At 40.4% G+C, this 20918-nt stretch carries 16 protein-coding genes; 6 read left to right on the top strand and 10 right to left on the bottom strand.

Translation table 11 applies throughout. The features are described from left to right. Positions 1-45: 45 nt before the first annotated feature. Positions 46-1014: a polyisoprenyl-teichoic acid--peptidoglycan teichoic acid transferase TagT gene (gene tagT, locus NX903_RS17515; protein ID WP_014478157.1), complete on the bottom strand. Its 969-nt coding sequence runs from the start codon at positions 1012-1014 to the stop codon at positions 46-48. A gap of 332 nt (positions 1015-1346) precedes the next feature. Here tagT and NX903_RS17510 point away from each other — a divergent pair, with 332 nt between their 5' ends. After that, positions 1347-2720, top strand: coding sequence for a sugar porter family MFS transporter (locus NX903_RS17510; protein ID WP_024571920.1), 1374 nt, complete (start codon positions 1347-1349; stop codon positions 2718-2720). A gap of 36 nt (positions 2721-2756) precedes the next feature. Here the strand turns inward: NX903_RS17510 and gerBC are convergent, their stop codons facing one another. Genes gerBC through gerBA form a run of 3 tightly spaced genes read right to left on the bottom strand, consistent with a single transcriptional unit; the run spans position 2757 to position 6441 of the window. Continuing rightward, positions 2757-3881 carry a spore germination protein GerBC gene (gene gerBC, locus NX903_RS17505; RefSeq protein WP_024571919.1) on the bottom strand — a complete coding sequence of 375 codons (1125 nt, stop codon included), beginning with the start codon at positions 3879-3881 and terminating at the stop codon, positions 2757-2759. Continuing rightward, positions 3878-4984 (bottom strand): spore germination protein GerBB, encoded by a 1107-nt coding sequence (gerBB, locus tag NX903_RS17500; protein ID WP_024571918.1) that lies wholly within the window; start codon positions 4982-4984, stop codon positions 3878-3880. The genes gerBC and gerBB overlap by 4 nt, the downstream gene beginning before the upstream one ends. Positions 4985-4989: 5 nt before the next feature. Beyond that, the gene (gerBA, locus tag NX903_RS17495; protein ID WP_086344390.1) at positions 4990-6441 is read right to left on the bottom strand and encodes a spore germination protein GerBA; all 1452 of its coding nucleotides are present in this window, start codon (positions 6439-6441) and stop codon (positions 4990-4992) included. 264 nt (positions 6442-6705) lie between these two features. On the opposite strand from gerBA, the gene manA reads away from it, so the two are divergent. Together manA and lytD are read left to right on the top strand one after the other, a co-directional pair. Continuing rightward, entirely contained in the window at positions 6706-7656 is a 951-nt protein-coding gene (gene manA / locus NX903_RS17490) for a mannose-6-phosphate isomerase, class I (protein ID WP_086344389.1), read from the top strand. Positions 7657-7785: 129 nt separating this feature from the next. Further along, positions 7786-10428: a beta-N-acetylglucosaminidase LytD gene (lytD, locus tag NX903_RS17485; protein ID WP_086344388.1), complete on the top strand. Its 2643-nt coding sequence runs from the start codon at positions 7786-7788 to the stop codon at positions 10426-10428. A gap of 37 nt (positions 10429-10465) precedes the next feature. On the opposite strand, the gene NX903_RS17480 is transcribed toward lytD, so the two are convergent. The 6 genes from NX903_RS17480 to NX903_RS17455 all read right to left on the bottom strand — a co-directional run bounded on the left by NX903_RS17480 (position 10466) and on the right by NX903_RS17455 (position 17361). After that, entirely contained in the window at positions 10466-12325 is a 1860-nt protein-coding gene (locus NX903_RS17480; protein WP_015384814.1) for a CDP-glycerol glycerophosphotransferase family protein, read from the bottom strand. Between the two features lie 18 nt (positions 12326-12343). Further along, positions 12344-13513 (bottom strand): CDP-glycerol glycerophosphotransferase family protein, encoded by a 1170-nt coding sequence (locus NX903_RS17475; RefSeq protein ID WP_024571914.1) that lies wholly within the window; start codon positions 13511-13513, stop codon positions 12344-12346. Between the two features lie 3 nt (positions 13514-13516). Beyond that, complete coding sequence (locus tag NX903_RS17470; protein WP_003235523.1) at positions 13517-14542, bottom strand: ribitol-5-phosphate dehydrogenase; 1026 nt, start codon at positions 14540-14542, stop codon at positions 13517-13519. Then, positions 14539-15252, bottom strand: a complete 714-nt coding sequence (locus NX903_RS17465; protein ID WP_003235520.1) for an IspD/TarI family cytidylyltransferase — start codon at positions 15250-15252, stop codon at positions 14539-14541. Before NX903_RS17465 ends, NX903_RS17470 begins: the two co-directional genes overlap by 4 nt. An 88-nt stretch (positions 15253-15340) precedes the next feature. Further along, positions 15341-16492 carry a CDP-glycerol glycerophosphotransferase family protein gene (locus NX903_RS17460; protein ID WP_134982498.1) on the bottom strand — a complete coding sequence of 384 codons (1152 nt, stop codon included), beginning with the start codon at positions 16490-16492 and terminating at the stop codon, positions 15341-15343. A 95-nt stretch (positions 16493-16587) separates the two neighbouring features. Next, a complete protein-coding gene (locus NX903_RS17455; RefSeq protein ID WP_015251089.1) occupies positions 16588-17361 on the bottom strand; it encodes a WecB/TagA/CpsF family glycosyltransferase in 774 nt (257 codons plus the stop codon). Between the two features lie 507 nt (positions 17362-17868). Here NX903_RS17455 and tagD point away from each other — a divergent pair. The 3 genes from tagD to NX903_RS17440 all read left to right on the top strand — a co-directional run bounded on the left by tagD (position 17869) and on the right by NX903_RS17440 (position 20914). Beyond that, the gene (gene tagD, locus NX903_RS17450) at positions 17869-18258 is read left to right on the top strand and encodes a glycerol-3-phosphate cytidylyltransferase (protein WP_024571912.1); all 390 of its coding nucleotides are present in this window, start codon (positions 17869-17871) and stop codon (positions 18256-18258) included. Between the two features lie 98 nt (positions 18259-18356). Continuing rightward, on the top strand, positions 18357-19541 hold the full coding sequence (locus tag NX903_RS17445; RefSeq protein ID WP_042975192.1) for a CDP-glycerol glycerophosphotransferase family protein: 1185 nt from the start codon (positions 18357-18359) through the stop codon (positions 19539-19541). Positions 19542-19570: 29 nt separating this feature from the next. Then, the gene (locus NX903_RS17440) at positions 19571-20914 is read left to right on the top strand and encodes a glycosyltransferase family 2 protein (RefSeq protein ID WP_042975193.1); all 1344 of its coding nucleotides are present in this window, start codon (positions 19571-19573) and stop codon (positions 20912-20914) included. Positions 20915-20918: the final 4 nt, after the last annotated feature.

Below are 20918 nucleotides of genomic sequence, written 5' to 3'. Positions count from 1 at the left end.
CAAGGAAATATGTAAAACGGGATGGCGTAATCGCCATCCCGTTCATTATACACCTAAATCGTTTTGCAGCTCTTCTTTAACTTCCTGCAGCTTTTGCTGATTCAATTTGAAATAATAAACTCCGGCAGGTTCATAATCATAACCCGTCAGCTGAATAGACTCAACTGATTTCAATGAAGTGATGAACGGGAACAGGCCGATGGCATCTTTAAGGGATAAGTTCATTTTTAAATTTTGCCCCATCGTATCCACAATATCATCATAAGCCGGAATTGAGCTCAATGATTTTGATTTATCTATAATGGCGCTCAGCACTTCCATTTGTCTTTGCCCGCGTAAAAGGTCACTGTCCGCTTTACGTGTTCTTACGTAAGCGAGCGCTTCTTCCCCATCAAGCGTATGTGTTCCTTTTTGAAGAACGACTTTACCTTTTGTATCTTTTTTGATTTGCTGAATGACTTTATCGCTTTTTACTGTTACTTTGACGCCATTTAATTCGTTTACGACGTCTTCAAAAGCCGTGAAATTGCTTTCTACGACATAATCGACGGGAATATCCAGCATTTCTTCAACTGTTTTCACAGTCAAGTCAACGCCGCCGTAAGCGTGAGCATGTGTGAATTTATCATACCCGTGGCCTGGGATGTTTACATAGGCGTCACGCGGAATGCTCAGCATTTTAGCTGTTTTTTCTTTCCGATTAAATGTAACCAGCACATTCGCGTCACTTCTTGCCTGATCGACGGTCTCGCCGTTTTTCTCCCTGGCATCAATTCCTAAGAGCAATACAGAAAAAGAATCTTTTCCAGGATCAAATTCTTTGATCCGTTTTACAGATTGTTCTCCGCGTGCAAGGCTGACATGAGCTTCCTTAGAAGCATTGTTCAGCTTTACAAAAGCATAGGCGCCGACAGAGCCTGCCGCAATGACTAAAAAAGCCATTAATCCGGCAACAACTTTCACCCATTTTTTTAGTTTTCTTTTTTTCTTTCTGCGCTGTGATCGTTCTTCCATATATCAATACCTCACGTTTCTTTAATATTTGAAGCGTACCATTCTATTTGCCATGGGGCAACTCCTCGAAAGACATTTTTCGATAAATATTCCTATATTTATAAGTTCTTGTTTTTGAAAATTGATAACGATAATGTGCTGAATCACCTTATATTGGACGCCGCAGCAGGTAAAATGTTTCGGCGACATTGAAAAAAATACAAGTAAATGATTGGAAAACTTATGATCAGCAAAATAAAAAGGTTTAATGGCCGGAAAAAGAGGCTAAAAGATTTCTAAAAAAATCCCACAGACAATGTCATTGCAGCTGATGGAGAAAGGGAGTCATTTTTATGAAAAAGCAGTCAAATATATGGCTTTATTTTTTCGGAGCTCTTGGAGGCGCGTTATATGGCTATGATACCGGAGTGATTTCCGGAGCTATTTTATTTATGAAAAAGGAGTTAGGCTTAAACGCGTTTACAGAAGGTCTTGTTGTCAGCTCCTTGCTGGTTGGGGCGATATTGGGCTCAGGAGCGGCCGGCAAGCTGACTGACCGTTTCGGAAGAAAAAAAGCAATTATGGCGGCCGCGCTGCTGTTTTGTATAGGCGGTCTTGGTGTGGCGCTGGCCCCGAATACGGGAGTCATGGTGCTGTTTCGCATCATTTTGGGACTTGCAGTCGGAACATCGACGACGATCGTGCCGCTTTATTTATCTGAACTGGCGCCAAAACATAAACGCGGGGCGCTGTCATCACTGAATCAGCTGATGATCACGGTCGGCATCCTTCTTTCTTACATTGTCAATTACATATTTGCCGATGCCGAAGCGTGGCGCTGGATGCTTGGATTGGCTGCTGTGCCGTCATTGCTCTTGCTCATTGGCATTTTGTTTATGCCGGAGAGCCCGCGCTGGCTGTTCACGAATGGCGAAGAAAGCAAAGCGAAGAACATTCTTGAAAAATTGCGTGGCACAAAAGATATTGATCAGGAAATACATGATATAAAAGAAGCGGAAAAGCAGGATGAAGGCGGCCTGAAGGAGCTGTTCGATCCATGGGTGCGCCCAGCGCTTATTGCCGGTTTGGGACTCGCTTTTTTGCAGCAATTTATCGGAACGAATACGATCATCTACTATGCGCCAAAGACCTTTACAAACGTCGGATTCGGAAACTCCGCTTCGATTTTAGGCACGGTCGGAATCGGCACAGTCAATGTTGTCATGACATTAGTAGCGATTAAAATCATCGACAAGATTGGAAGAAAGCCGTTACTGCTATTCGGGAATGCGGGCATGGTGATCAGCTTGATCGTTCTCGCTTTAGTAAATCTCTTTTTCGATAACACTCCGGCTGCCTCATGGACGACCGTCATTTGTTTAGGCGTGTTTATCGTTGTCTTTGCGGTCAGCTGGGGACCGGTTGTATGGGTGATGCTTCCTGAATTGTTCCCGCTTCATGTCAGAGGAATCGGGACCGGTGTTTCGACCTTAATGTTGCACGTTGGGACACTGATTGTTTCACTAACCTATCCAATATTAATGGAAGCGATCGGAATCAGTTATTTATTCCTGATTTATGCCGCAATCGGTATCATGGCGTTCTTATTTGTCCGATTTAAAGTGACAGAGACAAAGGGAAAAAGCCTTGAAGAAATTGAGCAGGATTTACGGGACAAAAACGGACAGGGAGGATCGGCCGGAAAACAGCAGACTGTCGGGACATAAAAAAGGGTGCGCGATCATGCGCACCCTTTTGATTGCTTACTTTCCCACCGTGCCAAAGTTAATGATTTTAAAAGAAATATCGTACTTAAAATCAGCCTCAGAAAATATTTCATCCCAATGCCCTTTTACTTTATTCCAGTAGTCAGGGTGTTGAATCCTTATGTGGTCTGATAAAAAGACCGGATCGGTTTTATACTCGTGCTGCAGTTTATCCATCACCTGCTTTACATCTCGTTCAAGCTTTTTTTCAAAAATGTTTTCCAGCCTGTGCAAATAACTTTTGCTGAACGAGTTTTCATTCGGGTTTTGGTCTTCTGTCAGGATGCCCTTCGTTTTAACAGAAATATGAAAGACAGGTTTTCCGTTTTCAATGACCGGCTTAATTTTCGTTTTCGACTTTTTAATTTCAAACGTAATCGGATGTCCTTTATCTGTCGTTGGCATGACACCGCCTTGGATCGTCCCCATGACCCATGTCAGTGTTTGGGTTTCATCAGCTGAAAGAAACCCAACGAGTTTATTGCTGCCTCTTTTGATAACGCCTGAACCGTCATACTTGGCTTTTCCCTTTTGGTTTTTCACGGCTTGAATAAGATAACTGTACCCGTTCTGAGAGTATATAGATGCTCTGCCGATGCGCAGCGGTATCATAATCTTACCGTTATATCCGCTGTGAGTTGTCAAATCAATCAGTTTTTCTGAGGGCATCGGCTGCTGCTGATTGGGGTTTCCTTTTGTGAAAACATCAGCTGCATTCCCTCTGGCTGCCATCAAATAGCTGCTTCGCCGCAGCTCATCATCCCGGATAAAGTGGTTGAAGACTTGGTCTACATTTTGATTCCTCATCAGTTTTTCTCCCAAAAGAATCACTTTTAAATGATCGCTATAAACAGGAGGGTCCTTGATGGATACATCACTGACTGCTTCCAGGATCGTTTTCCCGTAGGACGTCACATTGACAAATTCGGGTTTTCCGGATGCTTGGCTGTCTTCGCTTTGGGGAAGAAGGTTTTGATACGTCAGTTTGTACTGGTGATCATCTGTCTCATCGATCGCCAGCCCTCTGGCGAAGGATAGTTTCTCAATATTTTTGACATCCCAGCACCCGCAGAGAACCTGCAGCATAAGAAACATGACTGCGAGTTTTGTTGCTGTTTTCATTGCAGCTGACCCCTCCCAAGTTTTTTCTGTACCCAGCTTAAAAGCCAGACGAAGAATGGAATTGCAATCACAATTAAGAAAGCATATCCAAGAAGCGTCCCGTAATAAAACACGTCATTCAAGTCCTTGGGATACATCGTTATGAAAAACGTCGCAACCAGCATTGCAGTCAGCAGCCAAGCATTGTTTTTATTTTTTAGATGAAAGATTTCCGTTAACCCGATATGGGCGCCTTTGAAGGATCCGAGCATACAGGTAAATTGCTGAGCTGTCCAGGTCAGCTGTAAAAACAGATCAAATCGTTCAATAAAAATACCCGGAACCTCTAATGCGTGGATGAGGGAAATAGTCGGCCATGTCACCGTTTTTGCCTCAGCCACAGTCATACAGCCAATCACAATGAACAAAGTAATGCTGTAGAACACTGTAGAAGTCCCGATCCCAAAAGCAACAGCCTTTTTCGCTTGCTTCGGATCTCTCATAAATGGGACGAGATAAAAGATGATTTCAAATCCTGAGAAATATAAAAGTGTTTTTGGGAATAAAGAGAAAAAACTTTGATAGCCTCCTTCAAAAACAGGCCGGATAAAATCGAACTGGAACAAGCGAAAGCTGAACATCAAAAGCATCATAAAAATAATAAGGGTTATAGGAAAAATATAAGCGTATACTTTTGCAATTGAATAAACGCCTCCGCCCACATGATAGATGGCAACTGCAAGAAATATAAACACCACAACTGCCATTGGCGTATTTTTCAACAAAAAGAATCCGACAACCTCTCCCAAAATCCGAGCTTGAAAGCAAACAATCCCAATGAAATATAGACAGATATATAAATTCAATAGAAAGCCGATGAATTTTCCAGCTACAATGCTGTTGAGCTTAAAAAGAGTTTTTTCGCTGTTTTTTTGAAGGAAAGGCAAAAAAAGCAGAACAATGATAATAAAAATAACGCCCTGCAGCAGTATCATAAGCCATCCGCTCGGACTGCCGGTTTCGGCAGCTGAGCGGGGAAGGGTTAGGACCCCGGCACCGATCAGTGTGCTGCTGATCATAATGAGCGTCTGCATAAATGTCAGTTTATGCTCTGATTTCCTCATAGCCATCACCTTTGTCTGATGTTATCTTCAGGATCGTTTCGTGTCGGTCTTCTTTTTAAAAACATCGTGGGAATACGGATGACTGTGTCTTTCAAATCCTGTCCAGGCTGCGCCATGATCGGGATAATGTAATCCTGTCCAAAGCTTTTCAGGCGCATGAGATGGCCGATCACAAACAGATAAACCATTATAACGCCATACATGCCAAGCGCTGTTGCACTTATCATAACCCCGATCCGAATGATCCGCAGCGGAAAGTTATAGGCGTATGAAGGAACGGTAAAGGATGCCAGTGCTGTGACAGAAACGACAATGACCATAAGCGCACTGACAATTTGTGCCTGAACAGCTGCCTGTCCGATGACGACCCCGCCGATAAGGCCAATTGTCTGTCCAATCGGCTTAGGCAGCCTTAATCCGGCTTCTCGAATCAATTCGATCGTAAAGATCATGATAAAGGCCTCTATAAAAGGCGGGAACGGTACGTTAAGCCTGCTGCCTGCAATGGAAATGGCCATTCTAGTCGGCAATAGCCCGGTGTGAAAAGAAACGAGAGAAATATACAGACCGGGCAAATAAATGGTGATCAGGATGCTGGAATAACGAAGAAGGCGTACAAGTGACATTGGGATCCAGCGCTGGCTGTAATCATCGGGCGAATGAATAAATTCGTCAACCGTAGCCGGTACAATCAAAGCAAACGGCGTACCATCCACTAATATGGACACTCGTCCTTCTAATAGAGCAGCCTCTACACGATCTGGCCGTTCTGTACTTAAAATCGTGGGGAAAATTGAAAATGGTTCGTCTTCAATCAGCTGTTCAAGCGTCCCCGATTCCGGCAAATTATCTATATTGACTGATTTCAGCCTTTTAAACACTTCTTTGACGACATAATCGGGGGCGATATCCTGAATATAAGCGACAGCGATTTTCTTTTTCGTCCTTTTTCCGAGTGTCATTTCTTTGATGACAAGATTAGGGTCACTCGTCCGTTCACGTAAAAGCGCCGTGTTTGTCCGCAGTTTTTCAATAAATCCTATTTTAGGGCCGCGTTCCACGACTTCGGAGGAGGGTTCATCAAGACTGCGTGTTGCGACTGACTTTGTGTCGAAAGCTAATCCTCCGCGATAGCCATCAGCGAGCAAAATGGCTTGCCCTGAAAAAACGAGTTGCTCTATTTCTTTCATTGTAGAAACAACGCTGTGGTGAAAGCCGAAAAAAAAGGCGGATAAGTCTTCAATCGAGCTTTCCTTATGGGCTAACGCCTCTTTTTGTAAAGGAGAAATGACGTATTGCGCCAGCATTTTATTCTCTGTCAGACCGTCAATATACAGTAAACACGCCTTTTGTCTGCTATCTCCGAAAGCAAATGTATAAAACATCATATCGTCGTTTTGTCCCAATGTTTTTTTCAGTGTGTCTAAATTGTTCTGGAGATCAGAGTCGATTTGCATAGTTTCTCTCCTTCGTAAACAGATTGACGGTTTTTATTAATTTGTATCAAAAAAGGAGAATTATTCTTATCGAGGAAAAGGCTGAAACAAAGCTTCTTTTCGACGTGATATAATAGATAGGAAGCGTTTTCTTTGAAGGGGTAATGAAAAGATGATGCTTTGTACATATGTTGTCATCGGAAAAAGACAGCTTATACGGGCGTTTGTAAGAGGGGCGCACCGGGAAAATGATGATCAGTTATTTACAGGGGAGGGGTACGGATCATGACGCAATCACCGATTTTTCTAACGCCTGTGTTTAAAGAAAAAATCTGGGGCGGAACCGCTTTACGAGATAGATTTGGATACAGTATTCCTTCAGAATCAACGGGGGAATGCTGGGCCATTTCCGCTCATCCAAAAGGACCGAGCACTGTTGCAAATGGCCCGTATAAAGGAAAGACATTGATCGAGCTTTGGGAAGAGCACCGTGAAGTATTCGGCGGTGTAGAGGGGGATCGGTTCCCGCTTCTGACAAAGCTGCTGGATGTGAAGGAAGGTACGTCAATTAAAGTTCACCCTGATGATTACTATGCCGGAGAAAACGAAGAGGGAGAACTCGGCAAGACGGAATGCTGGTACATTATCGACTGTAAGGAAAACGCAGAAATCATTTACGGGCATACGGCCCGCTCAAAAACCGAACTTGTCACAATGATCAACAGCGGTGACTGGGAGGGCCTGCTGCGAAGAATCAAAATTAAACCGGGTGATTTCTATTATGTGCCGAGCGGAACGCTGCATGCATTGTGCAAGGGGGCCCTTGTTTTAGAGACTCAGCAAAATTCTGATGCCACATACCGGGTGTACGATTATGACCGTCTTGATAGCAACGGAAGTCCGAGAGAGCTTCATTTTGCCAAAGCGGTCAATGCGGCCACGGTTCCCCATGTGGACGGGTATATAGATGAATCGACAGAATCAAGAAAAGGAATAACCATTAAAACATTTGTCCAAGGGGAATATTTTTCGGTTTATAAATGGGACATCAATGGCGAAGCTGAAATGGCTCAGGATGAATCCTTTCTGATTTGCAGCGTGATAGAAGGAAGCGGTTTGCTCATGTATGAGGACAAAACATGTCCGCTCAAAAAAGGCGATCACTTTATTTTGCCGGCTCAAATGCCCGATTTTACGATAAAAGGAACTTGTACCCTTATCGTGTCTCATATTTAAACTTAATCTCACTTCGAGATTAAGTTTTTTTTATTAGAAAATGGAAGTGATTCACCTATAAATGAAGCATGCGCGTGCCGATAAATAAACTAGTTTTATATTCTCATAGAATAAGAAAGAGGAGAAGGAATGAAAAAGAGACTAATCGCACCTATGCTTCTATCCGCCGCGTCCCTTGCCTTTTTTGCCATGTCTGGTTCTGCCCAGGCAGCCGCGTATACCGACTACTCACTATATAAAGTAGAGCCGTCGAATACGTTCAGTACAGAAAGCCAAGCCTCACAAGCTGTCGCCAAACTGGAAAAAGATACTGGCTGGGATGCATCCTACCAGGCTTCAGGCACAACAACGACCTACCAAATTTCCGCCTCAGGCTTCCATAGCGAATCAGAAGCGAAAGCAATACTGAGCGGACTCGCCAAACAGACATCGATTACAGGAACGTCAAGTCCTGTTGGAAGCAAACAGCCATATGTCACCATCTCGTCAGGTGCCATCTCCGGAGAAAAACAGGCCAACACTATCCTAGCAAAGCTGAAACAGGAGACGGGAGTGGCTGGCGCTGTAAAAGCTTACGGAGCAGCTCAGCCCTATATGAACGTCATGACATCAGACATTGCTGATGAGACAAAAGTCAAGGCGCTTATCCAGAGCCTGGCTAAGCAAACGGGGATTAAAAGCTCGTATCAGCCCATCACACACACGGTGTCTGTCACAACCATTCAGTCTGGCACAATCGTGGGAGACAGCAGAGCAGCGCAGATCAAAAACGCCTTCCAAAAGGAGTCGGGGCTGCATGCATCATTAAAGGAAACGGTGAAAGGACAAGCCTATTATACGTTCACAACTGCCGCCATTTCAGGTGAAGCGAATGCCAAGACTCTATTGCAGCAGCTGAAACAGAGCACTGGCATCACAGGCAGCTACAAGTCCATCAATCAAAAAACAACCGTTGAGTCATACAATGTCCAATCAGCTTATTTCAAAGGGCTGAATACAGTAAAGGATGCTATCAGCCAAATCAAGAAAAACACCGGCGTATCCGGCAGTTATCAACAGGTTGGAAAAAGCACATCATATACCGTGAATATGAAGGGTGTAACAAAACAGCAGCTCCAAAAAATAGACACTTTCTTTAAAAAGAAAAAATGGCATTACACGTCATCCAGCGTCAAAAAAACGACAACGTCTGCAGCTTATCAAATCACGACGGCTAAGATTTTAGGCGAGCAGCAAGCAAACAAAGCAGCAGCCTTCTTTGCTCAGAAAAAAGTAAAAGCTGCAAAAACAGCAGCTGGATCAACAGCAGAAAATCAATATCAGCTCATCTCAGAAGAAACATCAGATCAAGCAAAAGTCACAAAGGGTTTGAACATATTAAAGAAAAATCAGCTAAGTGCTTCTGCGAAATCCGTCAAAAAACAAATAGCTGACACGTTTAAAATCACAACCGAATCTCTGCTTGATCAAACGAAAGTCAATCAGGCACTCACGTTTTTCAAATCGAATCATATATCAGCAGCAAGCCAGAAAACCGGTCAGACAGCTGCGAGCAGCTATCAAATCACAACTGAAGCTATCATCAGCCAAGAAGAGATTGACCGCGTTTTAACATTTTTCAAACAAAATCATATCGCAGTCACAACATCAAAAACAGGCCAGACTGCATATACACAATACAAAATCGTGACAACACAGCTCAGCAGCAAAACAGCATTGAACAATGGGTTAACCTATCTTAAATCGAAAAGTGTAACCCCGAGCTACACAACGAAAAGCAATACGCTTTATAAAATCAGCGTAAATGAGCAGTTCACAGGCAATGATACAGCTGCTGCGGCATCAACGAAGCTAAAACAATTATACGGATGGACATCATCTATCGTGAAGATCAAAAACGGCCCGCAAATCATGAAAACAAACTACAATCTCTCGCTTCGTGATATGGTCCAAAAACAAATGACAGTAAGTCCGCAAACAGACGGAGCGGCTTACGTATCGCTCACGTACATTAATACAGCAACATCAACCGTTACGGCTGATGTACTAAATATCCGGTCAACGCCGGAAGTCAGCCCGACAAACGTGATCGGCCAATTTAAAAAAGGCGATAAAGTGAAAATCATCGGACAGATAAACGGCTGGGCTAAGATCAATTTGGGCTGGCGAAACGCAAGCAGTGATGAAGTAGTTCAATACGTGGATCCAAATAACTTTACAAGAGACAGCAAATACTACTTCCAATTTCTCAAGCTGTCACAGACAGCGGGCCTCAGCGTTACTGAGGTCAATCAGAAAGTGCTTGCGGGTAAAGGCATCCTGACAGGGAGAGCAAAGGCATTTATCGATGCCGCCAATCAATATAGCATCAACGAACTGTATTTAATCTCACACGCTCTTCTTGAAACAGGAAACGGGACATCCGCCTTAGCCAATGGATTAACCTATAACGGAAAAACCGTATACAACATGTATGGAATTGGAGCATACGACAGCAATCCGAATTACTACGGAGCCAAATATGCGTACGAGCAGGGCTGGTTCACACCAGAAGCGGCCATTATCGGCGGAGCAAAATTCATAGGCTCATCGTATATCCACAACACAGCTTACAATCAGGACACACTGTACAAAATGAGATGGTCAGCTACAGCGACACATCAATACGCAACAGACATCGGCTGGGCGTACAAACAAGTAAACCGCATGTACAGCCTGTATTCATTGCTGGACGGCTATACACTTTACTTTGATGTTCCGGAATATCAATAAAAAAACACCTTTTGCGGCTGCAAAAGGTGTTTTTGATTTATCTTTTAAGAACTTTATCCTCTGATGGCTCTTCTTCCTGAGGGAAAACAATTTGATCGACGACTCGCTCACTTGCTTTTCCATCAAGATCATCGAAGAAATAATGAACAAATGAATCAATTTGCTCAAAGTTATACTTCTCTTCTTTAATGATCGAAATCATTTGCTCAGACGTTTTCGCAAGAGGGCCAGGAATAAAGTCAAAGTAATCGTAATAGAAATCACGTTTGCGAATATAATCATCTACATCATAGCTGAAGAAGATCATTGGTTTATTTAATAAAGCATACTCAAAGCAAACAGAAGAGTAATCCGTTATCAGAATATCTGTTACGAGCAATAGCTCGTTAATTTCCCTGAACGAAGAGAAATCATAAAAGAAATCGCTGTACTGATAAGGTATATTGGCATCGTTTCGTACGAATGGATGAATTTTGAATAAGAAGATATATTCATCCTTTAACTCACGATACAGACGGTCAAAATCAAGCACTTCAAAAGGATAATGAGCTGATTGCTGACCGTTTCCGCGGAAGGTTGGAGCAAAAAGAATGACCTTTTTGTCCTTTAGAAACGGATATTCCGTGTAAAGGCGTTCTTTTACAAATGCCTTCTTCGCTTCATCAAAGAAAAAGTCTGTTCGCGGTACGCCCGTAGCAATGACGTTCTCAATGTCTACCCCAAAGCCCTCTGCGTAGTGCTTCCGTATATTTTCAGAGCTGACAATAACCTTCGTGTAGTTTCTATGGTTTTTCGAATGCGGTGACGGTCCTCCCGGCAGACCGATTCGGCTGTAGCCGAATGTCTTAAAGGCGCCGACAGCATGCCACAGCTGGACAAGGTCCGCATTTTTACGGATTTTTAACGGATAAATAATCGGATAAAAATCATCTATAAAAATGATTTTGCTTGTCGCAAAATGATAAGCCATCGACATCAGTTCAGACAGGCTTTTTCTATCTCGAATGCTGCTCTTTAAGAAAAATTTGAAATCAAAATTTTCTTCACGTTTCAGCAGCTCTTCATAAACAAATTCGAAGTTTCCTGTCATATCAAGCCGGCTGTCAGAAGCAAAGACAATCTTATTGGACTTAATCGGCAGCAGACGGAACACATCATATGCAAAATGGAACAAGCTTGTATTCAGCTTGCGCAAAAAGCGGTTTGCCTCTTTTCCAGTATCCAGCTCCAAAAGGCTCGGATCAATTTCCTGCAGTTTGTTGCAAGACAAATTAATCGTCTTTTCGCCCTCATCATAATTAACGATCAAATTGAACTTCATCAGCTTTTTAGCAGAATGAAATTCCATTTTTGTGGCATACACATCATTAGAAAGGAAATTACTTACATTTCCGACTGTATGCACTTCCTGATGTTTTACATTTTGGTCATCTACAGCTTCAATCTCGAGAAACAGCTTATACTCGCCCTGCGGAAGAGGTTTGTCATTCATCAGCTTAGAAAAGTTAATCTGCTGTGAAAATCCTGCCCACTTATAGGCTCCAGGCACATTTGAAGTATCAATTGACAGCTTATCTACCGGAACATCCCGCAGTGAAACAGCTGTAAATAAAACACCGTTGTTCACCAATAATAAACGTTTTCGAACCTGATCCTCTTTTTGAAGCGGCAGGCCCTTGATATACATATAACCCGCAATTTTTAGAATTGACCCATTCCAAGAAAACTCAGAAATCTTTCTGACAGGGACTTGCTGGTTTTCTTCAATTCGCTTCGTTTTATCAAATAGAGAAAAAACCCTGTTATCAGCTGGATGGACAATGACAGCTGCATTTTCTTTTTGCGTTTTCTTTTTTGATCTGAAAAGTCTGTTCTTAATCTTTCTTGCCAGCTTCACTTTGTACCTCACTTTCTCCTAATCGGCACCAGATGTTAAAAATGATGAAATAAAATCGGCTACCCGCTCTGAAGATTTGCCGTCCTGATGGGTGATAAATGCCTGTGAAAAATCTTCAATCCGTTTCGTATCAGCCTCATGATCACTCTCGATATCATGTACAAGCGATGGAACGTCTTTCGAGATCGGCCCGGGTACAAACGATTCAAATGGATAGTAGAAATCACGTTCTTCCAAGTAGTCTTCTAAATCCGGGCAGTAAAAATACATCGGACGTTTCAGCAGGCTGTATTCGAAAATAACTGAAGAATAATCGGTTATCAGCCCATCAGAGATTGCCATTAAATCGTACAAAGAGTACGAATCAGTTAAATCCAGCACAAAATCATCCTCTTCCGTGTGCGCATGTTTGCGCATATACGGATGAAGATGGAGGATCACGACATAATCTTTATGGTTTAGCGCCGATTTTAATTGTAGCAGATCAAGCGGTATAGCGTCACCCTCTTGATGATGTCCGCTGCCTCGAAAAGTAGGAGCATACAAAAGCTTTTTTTTATGCTTCAGTTCAGGATAAACCCGATGAAACTCATCCAGTACAGTGCGAATATGTTCCTTATGATAAAAATAATCCGTTCTTGGAATACCGAGCGGCAAAATCTGCTTTTGCTCCATTTGAAAGGCTTCGGCGAAATGCGGAACGGCAGCGGGTGCACTGACAATGGCATAATCATAGTTTGAATGCACGGGAACAATCTTCAAATAATCAGAAGAAGGGCCGAACGGCTTGTTCACAATGCTGTAGCCAAATTTTTTAAACGCGCCGCAAGCATGCCAAAGCTGGATGGCAACAGTTTCCTTTCGTTTTGGCACAACATACAAAGGAAAATAATAATCATCCAACAAAAGCACGCGGCATGTTGCAAGGTGATATAACGAGCTGAAAAGATGAAGCAAATATGCAGCTCGTCCGATCAGCCCCTTATCCATCTTGCGGAACAGCAGGGTGATGCGAAGAGACGGGTCTTGCTTCAGCTTTTCATAGACACCTTTAAAATTATCACTTAAATGATCCTCACGATAGGAAGCTATGACAATTTTGTTGTGCTGTACTGGTAATAAAGCGCTCAATAGTTTATAAGCAGTGCCGAATACTCCTTTTACAATTCGCGTAAGGAATGTTTTCACTGTTTAAATTTCCCATTCAATAACAGTTTTTCCCCAAGATGAAGTCAAATCTGCTTCAAACGCGTTTGTAATTTCCTCAATACTGCGTACCGGGAAGCGTCCGCCAACTAATGTTTCTAAATAATCAACGACTTCAGGGTATTGAGCTAAAAAGTCTACAGTACGGGCAAAATCCTCGCGTCCGCTTCGGCTGCTGCCGATCAGCGTAATCCCTTTTTCAAGCACCATTCTTGTTTCAATTTCAACAGGGTATTCAGATACGCCTAAGAGCGCTACACACGCTTCAGGATGGACATGGGCAATGATTTGCTCAATTGCGCTTTCACTGCCGCGTCCGCCCACGCATTCAAAGGCATGATCGATTCTGACATCTTCAGGAATGTCGTTAATTTGATAAGCTGCATCAACAAAAGAAAAATGATCAAGCTTGTAAGGTGTTTTTCCGAAAATAAACACCTTGCTGTCTGGATATTTTTTCTTCAGTAGAAGCGTCATGATAAATCCGAGATTTCCGTCCCCCCAGACACCGAATGTGTCACGCTTCTTATGCGCCATGCGCTCAAAGCGGGAAAGCGCGTGAACTGCAATTGTAATAAGCTCAGTGAAGGCTGCGACATGCGGATTAATGCTGTCTGGAAGCTCAACAAGCCGATCTGGCGCCATGAACATATAATCCTGCATAAATCCATCATAACCGCTTGAACGGAATCTGCTGGACCGCAGGTAATTCTCCGCGATGACTTCATGCTCTTCAACCGGTGTATTTGGCACCATAACAACCCGGGTTCCGACTTTAAATGTGCCTGTCGGATCAAACATGACTTTTCCGATCCCTTCATGGATCAGAGCCATCGGCAGTTTTTTGTCCATCGCTTCTTTGCCGCGTGAGCCAGTATAATAACGCTGGTCTGCAGCACAGATGGATAAATGGGTAGGACGGACGACGACCTTATCTGAATGGACAACTTTATCTTTATATGTCACTTCAAATTGTCGGGCAGAAACTAAACGATATGTTTGATTAATCATTGTGAAATTCGCTCCTGTAAAATGGCATTAGCCACTTTTAAGTCATATGGTGTCGTTACTTTAATGTTAAAGACTTCACCGCGGACCAGCTTCACTTTTTCACCTGCTAACGAGCAGATCTTGCAAGCGTCAGTAAGGACAGCTTTTTGCTCATCGGACAGTTTATTATAAAGCTCGACCAATTTGCTGATCCGGAAGCTTTGCGGTGTTTGCCCCTGATACATGTTATCGCGGACAGGGATATCAGAAATAAATTCCTGGTCTTCTGAAGCAATAATTGTATCAATGGCTGAGATAACAGTATCAACCGCGCCGTATTGAAGAACAGCATCAATGTTTTCATCGATAATGCGATGAGTGAGAAACGGACGCACAGAATCGTGAGTGATGATCACGTCATCATCCTGAATACCGAATTCTTTTTCAATATAGCGGATGCCGCTCATAATAGATTCATTACGGTCGCTGCCGCCTTCAACGACAATCAGGCGATCATCCTGCCCGATGAATTTCTTTAAAATGTCTTTTGTATGGTTAATCCACTCTTTAGGGGAGACGATTAAAATCTTATCGAAACGGTCATTTAATAAAAACTTTTCAACCGTATGAATGATAATTGGGCGTTTATTTAACGGCAAAAACTGTTTTGGCATATTGACGTTCCCCATGCGGGAACCTTTTCCACCGGCTAGAATCTCAGCATAAATCATAAAATGACTCCTTCCTTACTACAACTCATAATGTTTTATAAAAGGTTTTCATATTATTTGCAATACCGATCTCTATTATATATAAAGATCAGCTTGATTTCTCATTTACATAGCTTAAAAGCAGCTTGCTGGCATTTCCTCTTGAGTACAGATTCCATTCACGTGAAAAGCGCTCCACTTCAGCTTGAAGCCTGTTCATATCTTTCAGCTGGTCCAAGAGCATTCCTGAATCACGGCAAGGAACCCCGGGGATTACCTCTGTATAATGGCGGATTAAACCGCGGGTTCTGTTGTAAGCCTCCATATCATACGTATAAAACAAAATGGGTTTGTCCAGCAAAGCAAATTCAAAAGGGACAGAAGAATAATCTGATATTAACAGATCACTCATTTTTAAAAGGTCTGCAAGCGGGAGGTCTGATACGTCTTTTATCCACGCACTATCCCCAGGTAATTCAGCAGATTGCTTCATAACAGGATGAAGTTTTACTGCAAGTAAATATTCTCCTTTTAAATCATGCTGCAGCTGTTTTTCTGAAAACGGCAGCGAAAAGCTTTCAAACTGATGATCCCTAAAGGTTGGCGCATACAGGATGATTTTTTTCTCTGCCGGCAGGTGATATTTGCTTTTAAGGTCATTGCTGTTTTCCTTCACCTCATAGTAAGCATCGGTTAAAGGCACGCCAAACCGAAGAAATTTATCACCTTTTATATCGAAGAATTCCTTGAATATGTCAGCCATATGTTCAGAACCGACGACAATCCGGTCAAATGAAGCATACACTTTGCGAAAGCGTCTCACGTCAGCCCGCGAACGATTCTGTGTGTTGATATCCTTTAACCCAAATCGTTTAAACGCTCCATTCGCATGCCAAACTTGGATACACTCGATATCAGGTCTGCAGGTCAAAACGGTTGTCAAAACAAAATAGTTATCAACAATCACAGCTTTACTGCTCAGCATAGAAAAGACCGCTTTATATATATGAAGCGGGTGTTTTTCGTTAATAATTGAAACAGTAAGCTCAGGAAATTCTGTTTCCAGCGATTTGGCATGCTGGGTCAGAAGTACATGAATGGGAAATGAGTATTGTCCCATCTGATATTCCTTTAATATTGCCCGGGCATTATCAGGAAAGGAAACAAGAAGGGTCACTTGACTTCCCGGTTTAACCCAAAACAGCAATGCGCCGATGACTTTGATGAACACATAGTAAAAAAACGCAAACCAGGATTTCAATCTGTCATCAGCTCAAAACGGCTGCCGCGGATTGTCGGCAGGCACAGTGAAAGATTCATGCATTTCATTACATACCATAGCTCCTTTAAGGCCCATTACAGATGGCGTGATTGATCTTTGACCTGTCCCGTATATTGCGGCTTTGCTGAAGTTCGTTCATGTTTCAGCACGGCTGTAACATACTTAGGAATGCTAAGCATTCTTCTCCAGCGCGCAGGGTTTGTGATCAGCCTGTACATCCATTCAAGGTGAAAACGGATAAAAAATGAGGGCGCTCTTTTGACATTTCCGCTGAACACATCAAAGCTTCCGCCCAGCCCTACAGAAACAGCCTGAGGGAATAGATGTCGGTATTTATGGATAAAGAACTCCTGATTAGGATAACCTAAAGCAACAAATACCATGTCAGGATTTGAGGCTGCGATCTTGTCTGCCACCTCACGTTGATTTTTCACATAACCGTCAGAATATCCGGCAATTTCAATCCCAGGATAATCACGTTCGACTCGCTCGATTGTCTGAGCAATCACATGCTTAGCTGCACCGTAAAAGAAAACCCGTTTTTTCTTTTGATCAGCCTTCTCAAGCAAAGACGTAAACAAATCATAACCGGCGATTCTGGATTGAAGCGGCTTACCAATTAGCTTGGAAACCAACACAACACCAATGCCATCCGGCAAAATAAAATCAGCAGATGAAAGAACCGCTTCATAACGCGGATTTTGCATCGCTTCAAATCCGATTTCAGGATTCGCTGTTACGATGAACGCACCTTTATTCTGGTCCAAAAATGACGTTTCTAAATGTGATACAAATGAAGTCAGTTCACCGTCTACAAAATCTAATTGATTAATGGGTTTTGTTTGCATCGTATCAACCCTCCTTTTCATCTATATGTCTATAAAAAATACGTGTCATTCGTATAGTTTGATTAAAGACTCTTTGTCTGAAAACATTTTACTCTATCTTACCACAAAAATCTTTAGGAACTTTTAACATTCACATTACAATTCCTTCACGTTTTGACGATGAATTAATATGAGGAGGGCGTACAAAATAAATGACGCAGCAGAAAGAAAATCGTTTCACTTAAAAACGCGACAAAAGATTCGATTTTTTCGAAAAAGAAAACTTGTTATAATGGGTATGGATAAGACATTAGACCTGTAAAAATTATACATCAATACAACGATGATACCAAAAAATGCTGATGATTGACATTTTTAAAGAGCCTTAACTTTTATAGGAACTTATGCTATTATTGTTCAATATTAATGGTACGTAAAAAATGTGTCGAAATTATAAACAATCTGTTAAGGTTTGTGGTTTTTTTCTGGTACTCTCAGTTGAAAACGGTTGGAAGGTGATGTTATCTGATGAAGAAAGTGATAACGTACGGAACATTTGATTTATTTCACTATGGACACATGAAGCTGCTGCAAAGAGCAAAAAATCTGGGTGATTACTTAATCGTGGGATTATCTACAGATGAATTTAATCTTCAAAAACAAAAAAAATCGCATCATTCCTATGAACATCGAAAATTCATTTTAGAAACAATTGATTTTGTGGATGAAGTGATTCCCGAAAAAAACTGGGAACAAAAAATCTCAGATATTCAAAAGTACGATATAGATACATTTGTGATCGGCGATGATTGGAAAGGGAAGTTTGACTTCTTAAAGGAATATTGTGAGGTCATTTACCTTCCGAGAACAGAAGGCATTTCAACTACCAAAATCAAAAAAGACATGGCTAGTTTATAGAAGACTAACTTAAAGAGGCTTGAAGTAATTCAGTTGCTTCTTTTTTTCTTGTTTGCTGAGATAAGTATTTAATTGTTCGAACATTTAAGGAGTCTAAGATGAAATCAAAGATTTTAATGAAATATAGAAGTCTATTGGTCAGAGTATACTCAATTGCTTTTAGAATAATTGGGCTTTTGCCCAGGAATGAAAAATTAATCATCTTCGAAAGCTATTCCGGCAAACAATTCAGCTGTAATCCACGAGCAATTTTTGAGTATCTTGAGGAAAATAAAGATAAATATGATTACCGATTAATCTGGAGTATAGATAAAAGAAACAAAGATTTATTTGATAATTTAGATGTGAAATATTTAAAAAGATTCTCTCTCAAATGGCTATGGTATATGGCTACAGCGAAATATTGGATAACAAACAGCCGCTTGCCGTTATGGATCCCAAAACCGAGAAAAACCACATATGTGCAGACTTGGCACGGAACTCCCCTAAAAAAACTTGCAAATGACATGGACGAAGTACATATGCCCGGCACGACGACTGAACAATATAAAAAAAACTTCCTGAAAGAAGCTAGTAAATGGGATTATCTCATTTCCCCTAACGCTTACTCTACGGAGATTTTTAGAAGTGCTTTTCAGTTTAAAAGAACCTTTATTGAATCTGGCTATCCGAGGAATGACTTTTTACATAAAGAAAATAAATATGAAGAAATGCTAAAAATAAAAGACAGATTAGGTATTGATAGAGATAAGAAAATTATTTTGTATGCCCCAACTTGGAGAGATAACTCATTTTATGCTAAAGGTAAATATAAATTTAATATGGTTTTAGATTTAGAAAGTCTTAAAGACCAATTAAGTGATGAATATATTCTTATTTTAAGGATGCACTATCTTGTATCTGAGAATATTAACTTAACTGCGTACAAGGGTTTTGCTTATGATTTTTCAAATCATAATGATATTAGAGAGCTATATTTAATATCAGATATATTAATAACAGATTATTCTTCGGTGTTTTTTGATTTTGCCGGTTTAAATAGACCGATCCTTTTTTATGTTCCTGATATTGAATTTTATAGAGATAAACTAAGAGGCTTTTACTATGATTTTGAAAAATGTGCTCCGGGACCTCTTCTTAAAACAACAGAAAAAGTAATTGAAGCCATACACAAAACACAGCACTATAAGCAGGATGAAAACCTTACTTCGTTTTATGATCAATTTTGTTATTTGGAAAAAGGTGATTCATCTAAAAAAGTTGTTGAAGAAATACTTGGATAAAAACATTTTCTTTTAAAGGAGTACTTGAAATGTTGTTTTCAATTGTAATGCCTGTTTATAATTCGGGGTTATATCTAAGTGAAGCCATTGACAGTATCATTGATCAAACTTTTAATTTTGAAGAAAACATCGAAATTATATTAATTGAAAATAATAGTATCGACAATTCGAAAAACATATGTGAAAAATATGCAACAGCATTTCCGAATAATATAAAAATTATTTATCAAGATACACCAAATGTCAGTTTAGCAAGAAATAATGGATTAAAATTTTGTGAAAATAGTGAATTTATAGGCTTTATTGATTCAGACGACAAAATTTCACCAAATGCTATTGCAGAAGTATTAAAGTTTTTTAAAAAACATACCGATATTAATTTAGCGGTGCTGCCGCTATTTTTCTTTGACAATAAAAATGGAGAGCATTCACTTAATTATAGATTTAAAAGTAATAAAAACATTGTAAACATAACTGATAATTACTCTTCTGTTCACTATCACATTGGTGGAACATTTTTTCGGAAAAAAGCAATAGATCGTTTAGGAATTTCTTTTAATGAACAGATGGATTTTTGGGAAGATGTTTTATTTATTAATACTTTTTTAATTAAAGAACAAAAATATGGTCTTATTCCTGATGCTAAGTATTTCTATAGAAAAAGAAAAGAGGAAAATTCTCTCGTAGACACTTCATGGTATAAAAAAAATAGGTATACTTTTTTACTTAAAAATGGTTATGAGGAAATGATCAAAAGATCATTAGAGGAATACGGTGAGGTAATACCTTATATTCAATGCTTAATTCTAAATCATGTAAAGTTATTTATTATTCAAAAAAACAATAACTTGATTTATGAAGTACTAGATGAGACAGAACAACTGGAATTCTTCAGAGAATTATATAAAATTTTAAAATATATGGATGAAAAGTTAATTATCAATCAAAAAATGAAAACATACTTAAAAGAGTATCTGATTTCATTTAAACGATGGGGTTATCCTGTTAATAAACTTATTCAAATAGGAAAAATTGAAAACGAAAAAGTTGTAATTACTTCATGGAGAGTCAATAAATTTTCTATTGAGCTAACTGTGAGTTTGAGTAATGAAGAATCTGCAATTAAAGATGAAAATAATGTTTACATCTCTTATGGAAAAAAATTCATAAGGGCCAAGTTAAACGAACAAACACAAAAGAATATTGTTATTTGGAAAACTACTGTTAGAGATAGAAAATATTCTTCTTACCAATTAAAAATTCCTTTAGGAGTTATTTTTTTTAGGTTTATAGTTGAAAAAGATAATCATTATGTTTATCTCCAAAAAGTCAATGTTTTAAATAAATTATTTAAGAGGTTAATACGAATCTAATTCT

The sequence above is a fragment of the Bacillus sp. FSL R5-0576 genome, assembly GCF_038004765.1.
Taxonomy (GTDB): domain Bacteria; phylum Bacillota; class Bacilli; order Bacillales; family Bacillaceae; genus Bacillus; species Bacillus subtilis.
The sequence above is the reverse complement of the archived record's forward strand: the minus strand, read 5'-3'. Positions and strand labels throughout refer to the sequence as shown.